This is a genomic window from Adhaeribacter terrigena (assembly GCF_016623615.1).
Lineage (GTDB): Bacteria > Bacteroidota > Bacteroidia > Cytophagales > Hymenobacteraceae > Adhaeribacter_A > Adhaeribacter_A terrigena.
Genome location: NZ_JAEHFX010000009.1, coordinates 112,078 through 127,882, shown reverse-complemented (window position 1 = coordinate 127,882; position 15,805 = coordinate 112,078). Strand labels below are relative to the sequence as shown.

11 protein-coding genes are annotated in these 15,805 nt (G+C 46.5%); 3 read left to right on the top strand and 8 right to left on the bottom strand.

Annotated elements, in window-relative coordinates; translation table 11 throughout:
• The first annotated feature begins 256 nt into the window (after nt 1-256).
• Entirely contained in the window at nt 257-799 is a 543-nt protein-coding gene (locus I5M27_RS15915; RefSeq protein ID WP_234462557.1) for an RNA methyltransferase, read from the top strand.
• 264 nt (nt 800-1,063) lie between these two features.
• Here the strand turns inward: I5M27_RS15915 and I5M27_RS15910 are convergent, their stop codons facing one another.
• Complete coding sequence (locus tag I5M27_RS15910) at nt 1,064-1,828, bottom strand: TerC family protein (protein ID WP_200507322.1); 765 nt, start codon at nt 1,826-1,828, stop codon at nt 1,064-1,066.
• A gap of 139 nt (nt 1,829-1,967) precedes the next feature.
• A complete protein-coding gene (locus I5M27_RS15905) occupies nt 1,968-2,459 on the bottom strand; it encodes a YajQ family cyclic di-GMP-binding protein (RefSeq protein WP_200507321.1) in 492 nt (163 codons plus the stop codon).
• Nucleotides 2,460-2,566: 107 nt separating this feature from the next.
• On the opposite strand from I5M27_RS15905, the gene I5M27_RS15900 reads away from it, so the two are divergent.
• Together I5M27_RS15900 and I5M27_RS15895 are read left to right on the top strand one after the other, a co-directional pair.
• Nucleotides 2,567-2,998, top strand: a complete 432-nt coding sequence (locus tag I5M27_RS15900; RefSeq protein ID WP_200507320.1) for a GNAT family N-acetyltransferase — start codon at nt 2,567-2,569, stop codon at nt 2,996-2,998.
• Nucleotides 2,999-3,046: 48 nt separating this feature from the next.
• Nucleotides 3,047-3,589: a lipocalin family protein gene (locus I5M27_RS15895; protein WP_200507319.1), complete on the top strand. Its 543-nt coding sequence runs from the start codon at nt 3,047-3,049 to the stop codon at nt 3,587-3,589.
• 6 nt (nt 3,590-3,595) lie between these two features.
• Here I5M27_RS15895 and I5M27_RS15890 read toward each other — a convergent pair whose 3' ends face one another.
• From I5M27_RS15890 to I5M27_RS15865, 6 genes are all read right to left on the bottom strand, one after another.
• A complete protein-coding gene (locus I5M27_RS15890) occupies nt 3,596-4,183 on the bottom strand; it encodes a hypothetical protein (protein WP_200507318.1) in 588 nt (195 codons plus the stop codon).
• The gene (locus I5M27_RS15885; RefSeq protein ID WP_200507317.1) at nt 4,180-4,959 is read right to left on the bottom strand and encodes an SDR family NAD(P)-dependent oxidoreductase; all 780 of its coding nucleotides are present in this window, start codon (nt 4,957-4,959) and stop codon (nt 4,180-4,182) included. The genes I5M27_RS15890 and I5M27_RS15885 overlap by 4 nt, the downstream gene beginning before the upstream one ends.
• A gap of 734 nt (nt 4,960-5,693) precedes the next feature.
• Entirely contained in the window at nt 5,694-7,061 is a 1,368-nt protein-coding gene (locus I5M27_RS15880; RefSeq protein ID WP_200507316.1) for a dipeptidase, read from the bottom strand.
• A 91-nt stretch (nt 7,062-7,152) separates the two neighbouring features.
• Nucleotides 7,153-9,021: a T9SS type A sorting domain-containing protein gene (locus tag I5M27_RS15875; protein WP_200507315.1), complete on the bottom strand. Its 1,869-nt coding sequence runs from the start codon at nt 9,019-9,021 to the stop codon at nt 7,153-7,155.
• Between the two features lie 310 nt (nt 9,022-9,331).
• Nucleotides 9,332-9,973: a glycerol-3-phosphate 1-O-acyltransferase PlsY gene (plsY, locus tag I5M27_RS15870; protein WP_200507314.1), complete on the bottom strand. Its 642-nt coding sequence runs from the start codon at nt 9,971-9,973 to the stop codon at nt 9,332-9,334.
• A 236-nt stretch (nt 9,974-10,209) separates the two neighbouring features.
• Entirely contained in the window at nt 10,210-15,732 is a 5,523-nt protein-coding gene (locus I5M27_RS15865; protein WP_200507313.1) for a hypothetical protein, read from the bottom strand.
• Nucleotides 15,733-15,805 lie beyond the last annotated feature (73 nt).

The window sequence follows — 15,805 nt, the reverse complement described above, 5'->3', positions numbered from 1 at the left end:
ATCAGGACGTTATTCATTATTGGTACCTGAACTTATTTTTATAGAAAACACTTTTTTGACTTTTTATGATCAAAAGCATAGCGTTTTTGTAAATGGAGATGCAAGATACGGGCATTTCAGGTAATTTTAAGGCGGAAAAAGGAATTTCTAAAAGAAGAAAATCCTGTAGAGGAAAAGACCTCCCAGGTCTCGGAGACCTGGGAGGTCTTGGGAATGCGCATTTACAATTAACAATTAAAAAGCAGCGATTAACGATATGACTGAAGAACCTGGGCGCAAACTTTCGATGGAAGAACTGAATCGCGATTCGGTGGAGGAGTTTAAGCAAAAGCCTAAAACGCCGATCGTGCTGGTGCTGGATAACGTGCGCAGCCTGAATAACGTGGGCTCAGCGTTTAGAACCGGCGATGCGTTTGCAGTGGAAAAGATCTATTTATGCGGGATCACCGGCACGCCGCCTAACAAGGAAATAAACAAAACGGCTTTGGGTGCAACGGAATCGGTGGACTGGGATCATGCCCGGGAAACGCCGGAATTATTGCAGAAATTGAAGGCCGAAGGGTTTAAAATCCTGGCCGTGGAGCAGGTTTCTAACAGCCTTTCGTTAAAGGAATTTCAACCGGAAAAAGACCAGAAATATGCGCTGGTGTTTGGTAACGAGGTTTTTGGCGTGGAAGAAAAGGCGCTGGCCTTGGCCGATACGGTTTTGGAAATTCCGCAGTTCGGCACGAAACATTCGCTCAACATTTCGGTAGCGCTGGGGATTGTGGTTTGGGATCTGGTAAGTAAAATGGATTGATTTACGATCTTAGATTTACGATTGAGGAGTTGACTTTTCAAGCCTGAACCGATAGGGTTTTTAATTAAACCTCATGCCTGGCGTTAGCACTTAACACTTGCGCCAGATAAAGCTATGAGCGGAAAGCGAACTGCGATACAGTCGACTTTTTGAGCTGAAAAGGATAGCGTTTTATTAAATTTCATTGCCAGCTGCTTTAGCTGACGGACAAAAAAACCCGGTTCAGGATCCTGAACCGGGTTTTTACTTTTATAAAATGGCGGTTTAATCTAAGTCGATTGAATCGCGCAATTGTACCGGTTCTGCTTTCTTGCGAATGCGCTGGTTCAGGAGTTCTACCGCTAAAGAGAAGGCCATGGCGAAATAAATATAACCTTTCGGAACGTGCTGGTGCAGCGCTTCTAATACAAGCATAAACCCGATCATGATCAGGAAAGCGAGCGCCAGGATCTTGATGGTTGGGCGGTTGTTCACGAAATCGGAAATGGCTTTGGAGAACGCCAGCATTACGCCCATAGAAAGCACTACGGCAATAATCATGATGGTAACGTGTTCTACTAGGCCAACGGCAGTTAAAATAGAATCGAAAGAGAAAACAATATCGATCAGGATGATCTGGAAAATAACCTTGCTAAGGCTGTGAGCCACTTTCTTAATAGTATGATCGTCTTCCACGCCTTCCAGTTTCCCGTGAATTTCGGTGGTACTTTTAGCGATCAGGAACAACCCGCCGGCAAATAAGATCAGGTCGCGGCCCGTTACCCCGAAATCTTCAATGCCGAAAGGCAGGTCGAGCGTAAAGAGCGGATCTTTCATGGCCACAATGTGCGAGATGAACAAAAGCAGAATTACCCGGAAAACCAACGCGCACATCAAACCAATGGTGCGGGCTTTGCCTTGCTGCTCGGGGGGCAGTTTACCGGCTACAATGGAAATAAAAATAATATTATCAATACCCAGCACGATCTCCATCAGCGTTAGCGTGAAAAGGCTGATCCAGGTGCCCGGTTCGGCAAAAATTTCAAACATGTTTGTTTTAATTAAAAATTAGAAATCAGGAATTAGAAATTGAAAACGGAAAATCAGAAAAACGGTTTACATCGGAATAATCCAGATTTGAAGTGAAAGAAATCTTACCAATTTTTAATTTCTAATTTTTAATTAAGCGCTAGCTCTTCATGTTTACGAACTGCAGCGGCTGGCCGATATCGGCTTTGCGGAGCGCGGCAATGGCTTCCTGAAGGTCGTCGATCTTTTTGCCGGTAACCCGGATCTGATCGTCCATGATGGCGGGCTGCACTTTCAGTTTCTGATCTTTAATGATCTTCACGATCTTTTTGGAAACCTCTTTATCGAGGCCGGCGCGTACCTTGATTTCTTTCTTGATCATCGGCCCGGAAGCATAGTCTTCGCTGGTAAAATCGAGGGCAGTAGCGTCAATATTCTGCTTCACGAATTTACTGATGATGATGTCTTCGATCTGGCCCAGGCGCATGGTATTTTCGGTTGTAACCAAAATCACGTTCGTTTTCTTATCGAAATCGATGCTGCCTTTGGTGTCGCGGAAATCGTAGCGGTTCTGAATTTCCTTGTTTACGGTGTTCAGGGCGTTATCGAGGGTTTGCGGATCTACTTTGCTTACAATGTCGAAAGAAGGCATATTTTTAAGTATTTGGCTAACAAAAAAACTTACACGTATATGAAGCGGTAAAGTTAGTATTTTAGGTCAACAATTTCGTTTTTCGTCATAAAAGCATTGCGTTTTTCATGAGAGTTACAGAACCGATTTCGGAAGCAGAGTTTGAACAATATTACCACTTGCGCTGGCAGGTTTTACGCGCGCCCTGGCAACAACCGCCGGGCACCGAACGCGCACCCGATGATGAAAGCGCCATTCACGCCATGCTGCTGGATGCCGAAAGCCAGGCTGCCGGCGTTTGCCGTTTGCATTTCGAAAGCGCCGCGGAAGGGCAATTACGGTTTATGGCTATAAGGGAAGATCTTCAGGGCCAGGGTTTAGGCAAATATTTAATGCATTATCTGGAAGAAAAAGCCCGCGCTGCCGGCTGCAAATACCTCACCCTGCAAGCCCGCGAACTGGCCGTAAATTTCTACAAAAAGCACGGCTATAAAGTAATAAAAAAAACGCACCTGCTTTTTGGCAGCATCCAGCACTACCAGATGGAAAAACAATTGTAAAGTCCCCGGATTAATATAAAAAACGCTATGTTTTTAGCACTGAAAACTATGAAGAACCCAACGAAAATACTTTTGGGCGTGACTGCGCTGGCCGGCGGACTGGCATTTATGGCTTTCCGGCCCCAAAACGAACCGCTGGAAACGGTGGCTTACGTAGATCTGCAAAAATATATGGGTACCTGGTACGAAATTGCAGCTTTTCCGCAGCGCTTTCAAAAAGGTTGCCACTGCACCAAAGCGGAATATAAAATGCACCCCGAAGGCTACGTAGAAGTTAAAAACAGCTGCCGCAAAAATAGCGCGACCGGAAAATTAGACACTGCTACCGGCAAAGCAACTATAAAAGACAAAAAAACCAACGCGAAGTTAAAAGTGCAATTCTTCTGGCCTTTTAAAGGCGATTACTGGATCATAGACCTGGCCGAAGATTACAGCTACGCCGTGGTAGGCGCACCCAACCGCGAATATTTGTGGATCCTGAGCCGGCAAAAACAAATGGACCAAGCCCTTTATCAAAAAATAGTAGCCCGCATACAGGCAAAAGGCTTCGATGTTTCCCGGCTGGTCTTATCGGATCAAAGCTGTAACTGAATTTTATTATCTTACAGAATCGAGGGCTTCCGGAGGCGCATTTTCCAGGATAATGTTGCGGCTGGGTTTCCGGTCCTGGAAATCGATCACAAACGAAGCAACCCCCAGCACAAACGCCAGAATATAAGGATAAAGCAAATTCCGGTTCAGGAACCTTAACTGGTTATGATGTAGTTTTTCGTGCCTGGAGCGGTATTTCCCGAGCAAAAATGCGGTGATCAGAAAAATTGGCAGCGCAATAAAATACATGATCTGCCAACCCATCCAGCCCTGGTAACGAAACAAAATTGCCAGAAAGCCCAGGCCCAGCGCCAGACTGCCAAAAGCTCCCAGCAGGGCCAGTTTTACGTGGCTCACAATAAAAAAGAACGACAGCCCGATCTGCACCAGAAAAATAAGCGTGAGGACAATGATCGAAAATATGAATACGTAATTACCGCCGTTAATCTGCAGAAATTTCATGATCACGCCGCCTACTGCCATGGCCAGGGCCACGTACAAAATGGTAGTAAACGTATTTATAAAGCTGGAAATGCGATAATTAATATCTTCCAGGGTTATATTAGAGGTTTCGGTTTGTAGGTATGGTTTCATCTTTTTTCCTGCATAAAGCGCACTATTCTGGTTACCAGATCTCGGGGCGCAAAGCGGCTGCTCAGCGCTAATACTTTATTTTTTATTCCGGGAATTACTACTGTTTTTCCGGCCATCAGGCCTTCGTAACCAGCCTCTGCCACTTCCTGCGGCGTAGCAATTTTACCCGCAAAAAGATCGGAGCCGCCTAAATTGGCCTGCTTTTCGAAATCAGTTGCAGTAGGTCCTGGGCATAATGCCGTTACAGTTACGCGGCGCGCCTTCAGTTCGTTGGCAATGGCTTCGGAAAAGGACAGTACAAACGCTTTGGTGGCAAAATAAACGGCCATTAAAGGCCCCGGCTGAAAAGCTGCCGTAGAGGCTACATTCAGTATTTTGCCCTCCGCAGTTGGTGACAGCTGCTCCAGAAAAAGTTTGCTTAAATGCACCACGGCCGTCATATTCAGTTGCATCATATCGAGTTGCCGCTGCAAGCTAATTTCTTCAAAATGACCGTATTCGCCAAAACCGGCATTATTTACCAATACCTCCACCTGAATATTTTTAGTTTTCAGGGTTTCAAAAATATGTTCCGGCGAAGCGCGCTGCACCAGATCGACGGGCAAAACAAAGGTTTCCGTTTTAAATTGGTCCGAAAACTTCCGGGCCAGTTCCTGTAATTTATCTCCCTGCCGTGCTACCAACACCAGATCAAAACCATTCCGGGCAAAGATACGGGCAAATTCTTCCCCGATCCCGCCGGAAGCGCCGGTAATTAAAACAGTAGCTTTTTTCATTCGCATGAATAACTATTTGGAAAGCAAACAAATATAGTTTTTATGCCATACGCTAAACGATGTTGAAAGATTTAAGCAGTTTTAGATCAGGATTTGCAGGATTAAAGGATTTGCCAGGATTTTTGTCTGAACTATGATTTCTTTGATTTTTGTGATTTGTCTGAATTTATAGAATTAGAGAATTGTCAGAATTCAATAAAATTATATAATTCCCCTTCGAACGCGTAGCGGAGCACGATCAACGAAAGCGATGAAAATAAGTCAAATCTTCGCTACTAGCGAAAGATTTGACCGTTTGCCTAGCCTCTGAAGCTTACTATATAGGCACTGTGCGGTTCGCTACGAATAAGGAAAAGTATCACGGTGGCTTTTTGTCAACAAACTGTTTGAGCGGTCAGCGAGTTTTTGTTGACTTGATTTTTTTGGTTCTTTTTGTATCAAGACAAAAAGAACAGAGGAGTGAGTTAGAAGCTAGTTCAGCCAATTGATCAAAGGTAGAAAGCTTAATATGAAAAACGGTATGGTATATAGCAGAAATGCAAGTTGTTGGTAAACACACCAACAACGGCAGGGAAAACAGTATACATTAAGGCTGAAAAAGTCAATATCAAACAAAACTACCAACTGAAAGAGATTCCTCCTATCGTCGGGATGACCGAAAAAACAATATGCTATTAACACAAAAAAGTCCTGCCATTATAGCAGGACTTTTTAAAAACCTGAAGGAAAAATTTTTATTTCCCGGCACTCATTTCCGCATAATATTGGTAAAAATACGGAATCGTTTCAATGCCTTTAAAATAATTGAACAGCCCGTAGCTTTCGTTCGGCGAATGGATCGCATCCGAATCAAGCCCAAAACCCATCATTACCGAATCAATGCCCAGCTCCGATTTAAACATGGCTACAATGGGAATACTGCCGCCGCTGCGCACCGGAATTGGTTTCTTGCCGAACGTAGTTTCGTAGGCTTTGCTGGCCGCCTGGTACGCTACCGAATTGGTTGGCGTAACCACCGGCTCGCCGCCGTGGTGCGGTTTCACCAGTACCTTCACGCTTTTCGGGGCAATGCTTTCAAAATGTTTCTGAAATTTCTCGGTTATTTCTTCCGAAGTCTGGTGCGGCACCAAACGCATAGAAATTTTAGCAAACGCCTTGGAAGCAATTACCGTTTTGGCGCCTTCGCCGGTGTAACCGCCCCAGATCCCGTTCACATCCAAGGTCGGACGGATAGAAGTTCTTTCCAGGGTTGAATAACCCGTTTCGCCGTGAATATCGCCGAGGTCTAAGGCTTTCTTGTATTTTTCCAGATCGAAAGGCGCTTTGGCCATTTCAGCGCGTTCTTCAGCCGAAAGTTCGTCTACGTTGTCGTAAAACCCGGGAATGGTAATGTGGTTATTATCGTCGTGCAGGCTGGCAATCATCTTACAAAGAATATTGATCGGGTTTGCCACTGCGCCGCCGTACAAACCGGAATGCAGATCGCGGTTCGGGCCGGTAACTTCCACTTCCAGGTAACTTAAACCGCGCAAACCAGACGTGATAGACGGCGTATCGTTGGCAATAATGCCGGTATCAGAAATTAAAATTACGTCGGCTTTCAGTTTTTCTTTGTTGTTCTTAACGAACGTGCCCAGGTTTTCAGAACCTACTTCTTCCTCGCCTTCTATCATGAATTTTACGTTGCAGGCCACTTTATTTTCCCGCATCATCATCTCGAAGGCTTTTACGTGCATGTACATCTGCCCTTTATCGTCGCAGGCGCCGCGCGCGTAGATCTTATCGTTTTTAATTACCGGTTCAAACGGCGGCGAATCCCAGAGTTCATACGGGTCGGCGGGTTGCACATCGTAGTGGCCGTAAACCAGTACCGTTGGCAGACTCGGGTCTATTATTTTCTCGCCGTACACGATCGGGTAGCCGGCCGTCTGGCAAAGCTCTACGTTATCGGCGCCGGCCGCTTCCAGTTTTTTTTTCAGGAATTGGGCCGTGGCATTTACATCGTCTTTAAATTTCGGATCGGCACTTACACTGGGCATGCGGAGCAGATCCAGCAGCTCATTCAGGAAACGGTCTTTATTCTGAGTCAGGAAATCGTTCATAGGTCAGTTTTTTTAACGGCTTAAAATTAAAAGAAAAAAGCCGCCCGAAACAATTTCGGAGCGGCTTTTTAAAAAGCATTTCAGAATGGAATTACTTGGTTACAACCAGACGTTTGGTTACCACAGTTTCGCCCGCTTTCAGGGTGCAGATATAAACACCAGCTTTTAGATCGCTGATGTTCAGTTTCGCCTCGTGTGAGCCAACTGTTTTCTTACCCAGATCAAGGGTTTTAATTTTTGAACCAATAATGTTGGTAATTGTAAGCTCTACAGCAACCGGCTGTTTCAGATCGTAAAACAACGTTGCGCTGTTTGAAGCAGGGTTTGGATAAATATTGGTTAAACCAACATTGCTGTTACGGTCTTTAGACACACCCATTGGCGACAGGATTTTAGTACCAATGTTGATATTGATCATGAAGTCTTCCGTGTCGGCAGTACGGTATGGAGTAAGGGCACCGTTCTGCACTTCAAAAGTACGGTAAGAGAATGGACCATCTTCGTCTACTAACAGGTATGCATTTTGATCAACTCCGGTTGGTACGTCAGGAATTACCATTACATATACACCACCGCTGGTGATCATGTAATATTCTTTCTGCGGAATTTCGATCAGGTTGTTTGTGTTCAATAATACATCAGCAGCTGCCAGAGTAGTATCGAATAAAAGAGCGCCTAAACCGCCGGTAGCGTTCTCGCCATAAACACGCACAATGAAGCCGTTATCAGCTGTCGTAGAACCTTGTACGCCAGTCACGTCGAAATCTACAGAGCGAACTTCAGTAGGATAGAACGGCATCGGATAATATACCGCAGCACCAAAGCTGGTTAAACCTTCCGGCGATGCATTGTTGTAGCTCAGAGAAACTTCCTGTCTGCCAACGGTATCTACTACTACAAGTTCGGTAAGATTTAAATTATTGGCAGCATTCACGTCGCCGGTTAAAGTAACATTATGCTGAATGGTATAAGCACCATCAACATTAGGAGTGAAAGGGGTAGTAAAAACATGCGCAGTATCTGTTCCTACGCGTAATTTAGGCAGGTTCACCGTCTGATTGTAGGTACCGTTTCCTGGCTTGGTAATGGTAAGGCGGGAAGCGATCGGAGTGGAAATATTTACGTTACCCACGTTCGCTACGTTGGCAGTCAGGTTCATCGGTTTGCCTTTTAAGGCAGTAAAAGCACCATTCTGGCTGTTATTCACCCAGTTCGCTTTCACATCGGTAACCTGGTAAGGTGAGTTAACCGGACGGTCAAACTTGATAGCAGTATTGCTGGCCGGCATCTGATCGGCCATGATCTGGATACCAATGGTTTCGGTGATATTTTCAATACCTACTACTGCATCGTTAAAGTTAGGAGTCAGGTTTGGAATTACCGGGTTCATGGTATTGTACTGGAATTTAATACCGTTGTCGGCTTTGGTAAAAATTACCTGGAATGTATTTGAACCAATATATTCCGGGGCAGCAGATTGCCAGAAAGGCACGTTCACGTAAGAAACAATAGCCGTATCTACGTTATTGGTATACATATAAACGCTGCCCGGATTTGTCGCGCCGGCAGCAGCCTCTAAAGTAAGGTCAGCCAGGAATGGAGCAACAAAGTTAGCCCCTGAACCTGATTGCGGGATATTTGGGAAACCGTGGGCAATATTACCAATATTGCTGAAAGAGATCCAGCCGTTGGATCCGATCTTGATGCTGTTCACATCTACCCAGTAATATTTCATGGAGAAACCTAATGGGAGCATACCTACCGAGTTATCGTCGCCTAAACCCGTGATCTGCGTAGTGCCGGGCTTACCAACAATGTTGATCCAGTTATAAGCCGGACCACCTGCAGCGGCGTTATTTTTCCAGGTATAACCGTAAGCATCCGGTCCTCCCGAGTTCTGGGCCATAATTGTACCACTGGCTGCAACCATGGCAAGCAGCAGAGTAAAAATTTTTTTCATAAGTAAGATGAATTATTAATAAATAAGCTGTTTATCGCCTCTAAAAGTACGAGGTTATTCCAGAATTTGCAAATGCACATACTGTTTTTAAGCCCGAAACATGTTTCTGCCCTGCAAGTTAAAATCTTCTAAAACATTTCCGGCATCAAATCGTTATCGAATCGTTTTAAACGAACAACTACGCAAAAAGAACCACTCCGCCTGGGGTGGCTTTTTTTTTGCCCTGAAACCTATAAAAAAAGCCTTCCCCTGCACCAGAGAAAGGCTGATCTTATATAATCTAAAAGACTTTTCAGTTAGCAGAGCCCAGCTACCAGAACCGGATATTTGCCCTACTCTCAGTACCCTGAATCAGGCGGGATATATTTTTGCGGTGCGTAAAAATAACCAGCACCGCTACCACAAAACCAAACCCGATCAACAGCCAGGTAGAATGCTCAGGCCGGAACCAGGGCAACAGCAGCAGCAACGGAAAAGCCAGCGCCGCCAGCATAGAGCCCAGCGATACGTATTTTGAAATCAGCAGCACTACAATAAAAATGCCCAGGCAAACCAAAGCCGCTTCGGTTTGAATGGCCAGTACCATGCCCAGCAACGTAGCCACACCTTTCCCGCCTTTAAAACCGGCATACACCGGAAAAACGTGCCCTAAAACCGCCAGAAAACCATAAGCTAACTGAAACGGCACCACATTTTCGGCCGGGATAGCGTTGAAGATCACCAGGAAGCCTACGAGCGAAGTTGCGGTCCAGCCTTTAAAAATATCGACAAGCATTACCACGGAACCCGGTTTTTTACCCAGCACCCGGAAGGTATTGGTAGCCCCGGAATTGCCACTGCCATGTTCCCGGATATCGATCCCAAAATAAGCCTTGCCCACCCATAAAGCGGTAGGCACAGCTCCTATTAAATAGGCAACCACCGCAAATATCCCAATCAGGAGAAAATCCATAATGTATTCAGAATTTCAAAAAAAACGGTATGTTACCTGCCGATAAAAGTACCCGTAAAAACCAATTCAGTAAGTTAGTAAAGTCAAAGATAAAAAAAAAGCCCGGCAGGAGTACAATCTTGTTTCCCCGGCCAGAAAAACGCTAGGGTTTCGGGCAGAAAAACTCCTAAATAATTACCGCCAGATCATAGGCTTTTACTTTTACCTTTGGCCGTAAAAAAGGCATAGCCCCGTAGTTACGGGGCCATGTCTGCATCAGGATCTTCGTCTTCTCCTTTTTTACTTTTTTTCTTCTTTTTTACCGGAGCCTCTTCTGCCGGTGCCTCCTCTATGGCTGGTTCATCCACCGGAGCTTCTTCAGCCGGAGCTTCTTTTTTCACTTTTTCTTTCTTTTTCTTCGCCGGCTTTTCTTCTGCTGGCTCGGCCGGGGCTTCCTCTACCGGTACATCTGCCGGTACTTCTTCCTGCGCTTTTACTTTCTCTTTTTTCTTTTTCTTAGCCGGAGCTTCGGTTTCTTCGGCCGGGGCTTCTTCGGTTGGCGTATCGGTTGGAGCGGCTGCTGCCGGCTCTTCCGCCGGCACGTCGGCTACCGGTTCTTCTTCTATCGGCTCGCCAAATTCATCCAGCTTCGGCTTTTTCTTTTTCGCTTTTTTCTTTTTAGTTCCGGCTGCCACTTCCGTACCATCTCCTTCAGCAGGTTCCGTAGCCGGGTCTTCGTTTATCTGAACAGCTGGCGCATCCACCAGTTTTTCGCCTTTACCGCCCAAATACGTATTCCGGAAATTCATTACAAACTGGTTCCGGTCCATGGTTTCGCCGGCTATCGGGGTAAAGGTAGAAGCCACCGTTCCGGCCGGTTTCAGTTTCGGCGCCAGTATCTGGTTAAATTTTCCGTCCGATGAAGCTACGGTCAGGGTATTTTCGGTGTAGCTGAAGTAGTACCAGGTAGTCGGGTTGGCTTCCAGGTAAATATTCACCACGTCGTATTCGCCGTTCCGTTTTATTTCGATGTGGCCCGGCATCTGCACGTTTACATCGGTCTTATCTATGTTGGCCACGCTTATCGGACCTACGCTGTACCAGGCGCTCGTTTTCGGGCTCCAGCGCAGCTGCACTTCGTTAAGCACCAGGCTATGGATCAGTTTAGGCGAAATTTTCGGAAAAGACACGTAACCGGCAGATGTTCTGTTGATGTAACTTTCCACGCCTTTATTACCCAGGAATTCGCCTAACTTGAAAAGCAACGCTGAATTGCCGCTGCTAACCGCCTCCGGTGCACCACTGGTATTATCTACGAGCATGGTGCCCATCTGCGCCCAGGCCTGCGCCGGTAAATTAATATCGAAAGCCATGAAAGCATCCATATTTACGCGGTTACTATCCAGGTTGGCGCGGGCGCTACCCGAAGTAAGCAATTTAAAGTCCTTTTCCGATTTTATCAGGTTGAACTTCCCTTCGTACTTCGCTACTTTAGACGAATCGTTATAAAGCATCACGTTGCCTTCATAAGAATCGGCGTACGCCCGCGATTCATCACCGAGCTTAAATTCGCGGCTATATTTATCGTACGAAAGCAAGCCATCCACTTCAAAAACGCTCAGGTCGGTTTCATCGGTTTTCTCCGACACAAACGTGTTGTAAATTTTAGAGGAATTGCCAGAAACGTGCAAACCGGTTACCAGCGGCACATCGTCCACGGTTTTCATGTTCTTGATCGTTACCCGGATCGAATCCGGGTTTACCGTATTCTTATAAGGGAACCAGGCCGAAGCGGCTTCATCGCCAAAGGCTAGTTTCATTTCCCCGTCAAAATCGAGCAGTTGTTTATTCGAAGTAAGGTTTACAGCGCCTTTATACAGAATTTTCGGCAATAGCTCCATGCGGGTTTCTTCCGCCACCTCGCCTACCGCTTTGGTAACATACTCGTAAGGCTGGCCTTTTTCCACTAATACTGAATCGCGGGTAAAGCTGCCAAACTTGATCGGGAAGGCTTTGCCCTGCGAATTCTTATATTCCAATGTAGCATACCCCTGGAATTCCCGCCGCGACATAATATCGATTTCGCCCTGTACCAGTTCGTGGTAGCGGTTCAGCGTATCCATTACAATTTTGGAATTCTGCAACACTTTCACGTCTGCGCCTTCGGTAATTTCCACGTTGCCATCGCCCGGATAAATATGCGCGTCGTTCGCCCGGATGTAGGGCACACCGCCCGCTTTCAGGGTATTGGTATTCAGGTCGTAGAAAGCACTTTTGGCGTAAAACTTCAGCGTATCCTGGTCGGGGTTGGTAGAATAGAAGAATGAACTCGTAATATCTTCTTTGCCTTCCGGCTCTTTCATGGTTACGATCTTCTGCTTGAAATCCCATTTACCACCGCTGAGCGAGGTTTTATACTGCGCATTCGGGAGTTCGGTGCTTGCAAAACCTACCCTTTCCGGGCTGAATTCGGCATAGCCTTTTTTCAGGTCGTAGTTCATGTGCACGTCGGTAGCAAGCAAAGCCGGCTTATCAGGGTTATCCGATTTGATTTCCATGACGGCATTATTTCCCTTAAAGTGCGTTCCCTGGAAATTGAAATACGGCGACTTTATTTTAGTTTCATTGCTCTCCACCATACCGTTTCCTTTCAGGCCATCAGGCGTGATCACGGCCCGGCCTTTATAAGCAAACTGCCCGTTGTAAAGCTTTATCGGGTCCATGTATTTCTCGTTAAAGAGCGAATCCGGTTTGTTCAGCGCCAGGCTGTCAGCACTTACGTGCCACTTCATCTCGTAATGCCCAATTTCAGCATCCGGGAAAAGGTTGCCGCTGCCGGCCGCAATGGCCCCCGAAATTCCGCGCTTGGTCATTACCGAATCGAGGTATAACGTAAACGTATCGGATTTGAGCGTGGAGGTCAGGTAGTTAATAGAGCCGTTGGTCTGAAGGCCGTTTTCGTTCAGCGTGATCTTACCGGTTGCTTTGCCTTTCCCACCATAAAGCGCCAGGCCTTCCTTCGGCATTTCGTACTCAAAACCCAGACTCTGATCCGGCATAACGGTAAGGCGCGTTTCTATTGGCGGGAAAATATTGCCGGAATGGAAGGTACCTTTAAAGTTAACGGCGCTCTGGCTCGAGCTGCTGATGCTGTCTAATTTGAACGGCGGAATGGTAAAGTAAACACTGCTGTCGTAAGCGCCGTCGAGCACATCGGGCTTGTTAAAATAAACCACCGCCCCGGTAGAAGCATCGAACATCGGGTAGCCCGGTATTTTCTTGCGACCCGATTTGTTGTTCGGTTTATTCAGGTAGAGCTTGCCGTTCAGGCCGGTCAGGGCTTTTTCGGTACTTACTTTCGGTTTCTTTTTTACAACCGGTTTCGGTTCGCCGGTCGTTTCATCGGCCACGGCTTCTTCTTCAATGATCGGGTCACCCCATTCATCGAGCTGCGGTTTTTTCTTTTTGGCTTTTTTAGCTTTAGCTATTTCGCGGGCTTTTTTCTTTTCTTCTTTCTTTTTCTGCTTCGCCAGTTTCTTAGCCGCTTTGGCCGCCTGCAATTTCTGGATCCGCACCGAATCGTCTTCCGGAAAATCATCGGGTGCAGAAACCAGGGCTAAGGAATCGGCGGTGGCCCGGGCTCTATCTTCCGCAGTTTTGGCGTTGCCAGCATTGGCCAGATCAGCGCCTTTAATATCCAGTTTTTCCTTCGCGCCTTTTTTGCCTTTTTTGGTCCGGAAGATCAGCGAGTCGATTTTGGTCATATCGATCCAGTAATCGTTGTAGCTGAATTTGAAACCGGAACCTTTGAAGATAAAATTCGGGGTGGTAACCCGGCCGGCAAATTCCATATCGCGGTTCTTTCTTACGCGCACAATGCCGCTATCGGGCACGGCAATAATAGCCCCGGAATCGGCATTAAAGGCAAATTGTTTTACGCCGCGCAGCACCAGTTCTTTGCTGGCCATATTGAGCGTAGCATTTTTACCGGCGCCGGAATACGACTTTATAGAAATATGGTCGAAGTCTTTTTTATCGCGGTGCGCATTAACGTAGTGAATCGCTTTGGGCTTGAGAATGATATAACCGGTAACGCTGTTGTATTCAATATACCCCAGCCGCGCCATGGCCGCCATCGATTTCTTCAACGTGGCTTCTTTAATTTTTACATCCTGGGCCACATCTATGGCATAGAATTTATCGGTTTTCTTGCGTTGCGAATAGCCCACCAGCATCTGCAGCGGGTGGAAGCTGGAAATGCCTTTTAGTTGCTGGTAACGCTTGTCGGAGAAATAATCGGCAGATTCGATCTGGGCCGGCACCATTTCTTTGGCCGTAATAATGGAGAATACCATTTGTGGTTCTGCCAGGCTCCAGATCAGCAGATCGGCGGTGATCTCCATTTTATGGTACGAATCGAGAAAGGGAATCTCTTTTAGTGCGCTGTTATTATTCTCCATCATTTTCAGCAGGTTCCGCTCCCGCGAAAACTTGAATTCCATGCCCGGGTGGATAATGGAATCTTTTTCCTGGAAAATGGTAATACCCGCGCGCTCCGCCGAAATTAAAGTATCGCCGAGGATGTAGTTGCGCGAATACGATTTGAATTTCCGTTCGCCGTTATATTTGGCTACCAGGTAAGAAAAGCTGTTATCTAAAGCCGCACTCATAATTTTAGCGCCCTGCAACGAAAAACCGCCGCGGTACGCTAAATTCTCGCCTAAATTCTTAAGCTTGGCATTGTTGGTAAAAGACGCAAACCGCGGGTAGCCGTAATCTACATTGATCACGCGGCGTTTGGCTTTGTATTCAAACACCCCTTCTATGGGTTCTTCCAGAATGGCGTTGTAAGTCAGCGTAGCGCCTTCCGCTTTAAACTCGGACTTGGTAACGTCGAAATTGTATTTTTTGAGTTCTACCGAAGCCGGGTTGCCATTGATATCCCAATCGAAATGGCCGCCTTTGCCCACAAATTTGTTTGATAGCAAGGATGCTACCCCGCTGGTTTTATAAATGGTAACCGAATCGAACTGGCTTACCATATAAATATCGGCGTCTTTTATGACAATGGCCGGGCCTTTAATAATGGGCACTTCTTCGGTTAAATAACTGGCACGCATGCTGCTTTCTTCGGGCACCACTTCCGGTTCCGGAGCAGTTCCCCAGCCATCGTCTTCAGTTTTGGCAGTGGTTTCAGCATCATCCCAGCCCGACCAGTCGTCCCAGCCGTCGTTGCTTTTCTTTTTCTCGGTCTTTTTAGCGGTCTTCTTCGGTTCAGCTTTGGGTTTTGGGGCTGGTTTAGGTACCGTTTTTACCGGTTCCGGTTCATCTACTTCGTTGCCATAGCGGTATTCGAAAGAGAAAGTGCCCCCGATCACGCGCAGGGCATTGGTTTTAGTACGGTAAAGGGCTTTGGTATCTAAAAACCGGTAGGCCGTAGCCATAAACGTTTCTACCGATTTCGGGTCTTCTTTCTGGTAAGTCTCGTCGATCACGTTCATGATCTTATCGAGCTCTTTGCCGGTGATGCTGTGCACGTTTACGGCGCTGCCAATGGCTCCGAAATAATTTACGAAGTGCGGGTAAGCCTTATACTTTTTAGCCTGCAGGCCCTTGGCAAACTTTATGACGCGGGTTTTCTGATCGGGGCTGATGAGGCCGCTTTTCCAGGCCATATCGAGCATGGAAGCAACCTGCACAGCCCGTTCGTTCCGGGTAGGCGCCATCATCGTCTGTACTTCCCCGATAAAAAGATCCGGATCTTCAGAAAACTTAGGCACCTGCGCAAACGCAGTTACAAAGCTGAAACAGAAAAAACAAAAAAGTAAAAAAGACCTCATAAAAAGGGGAAAT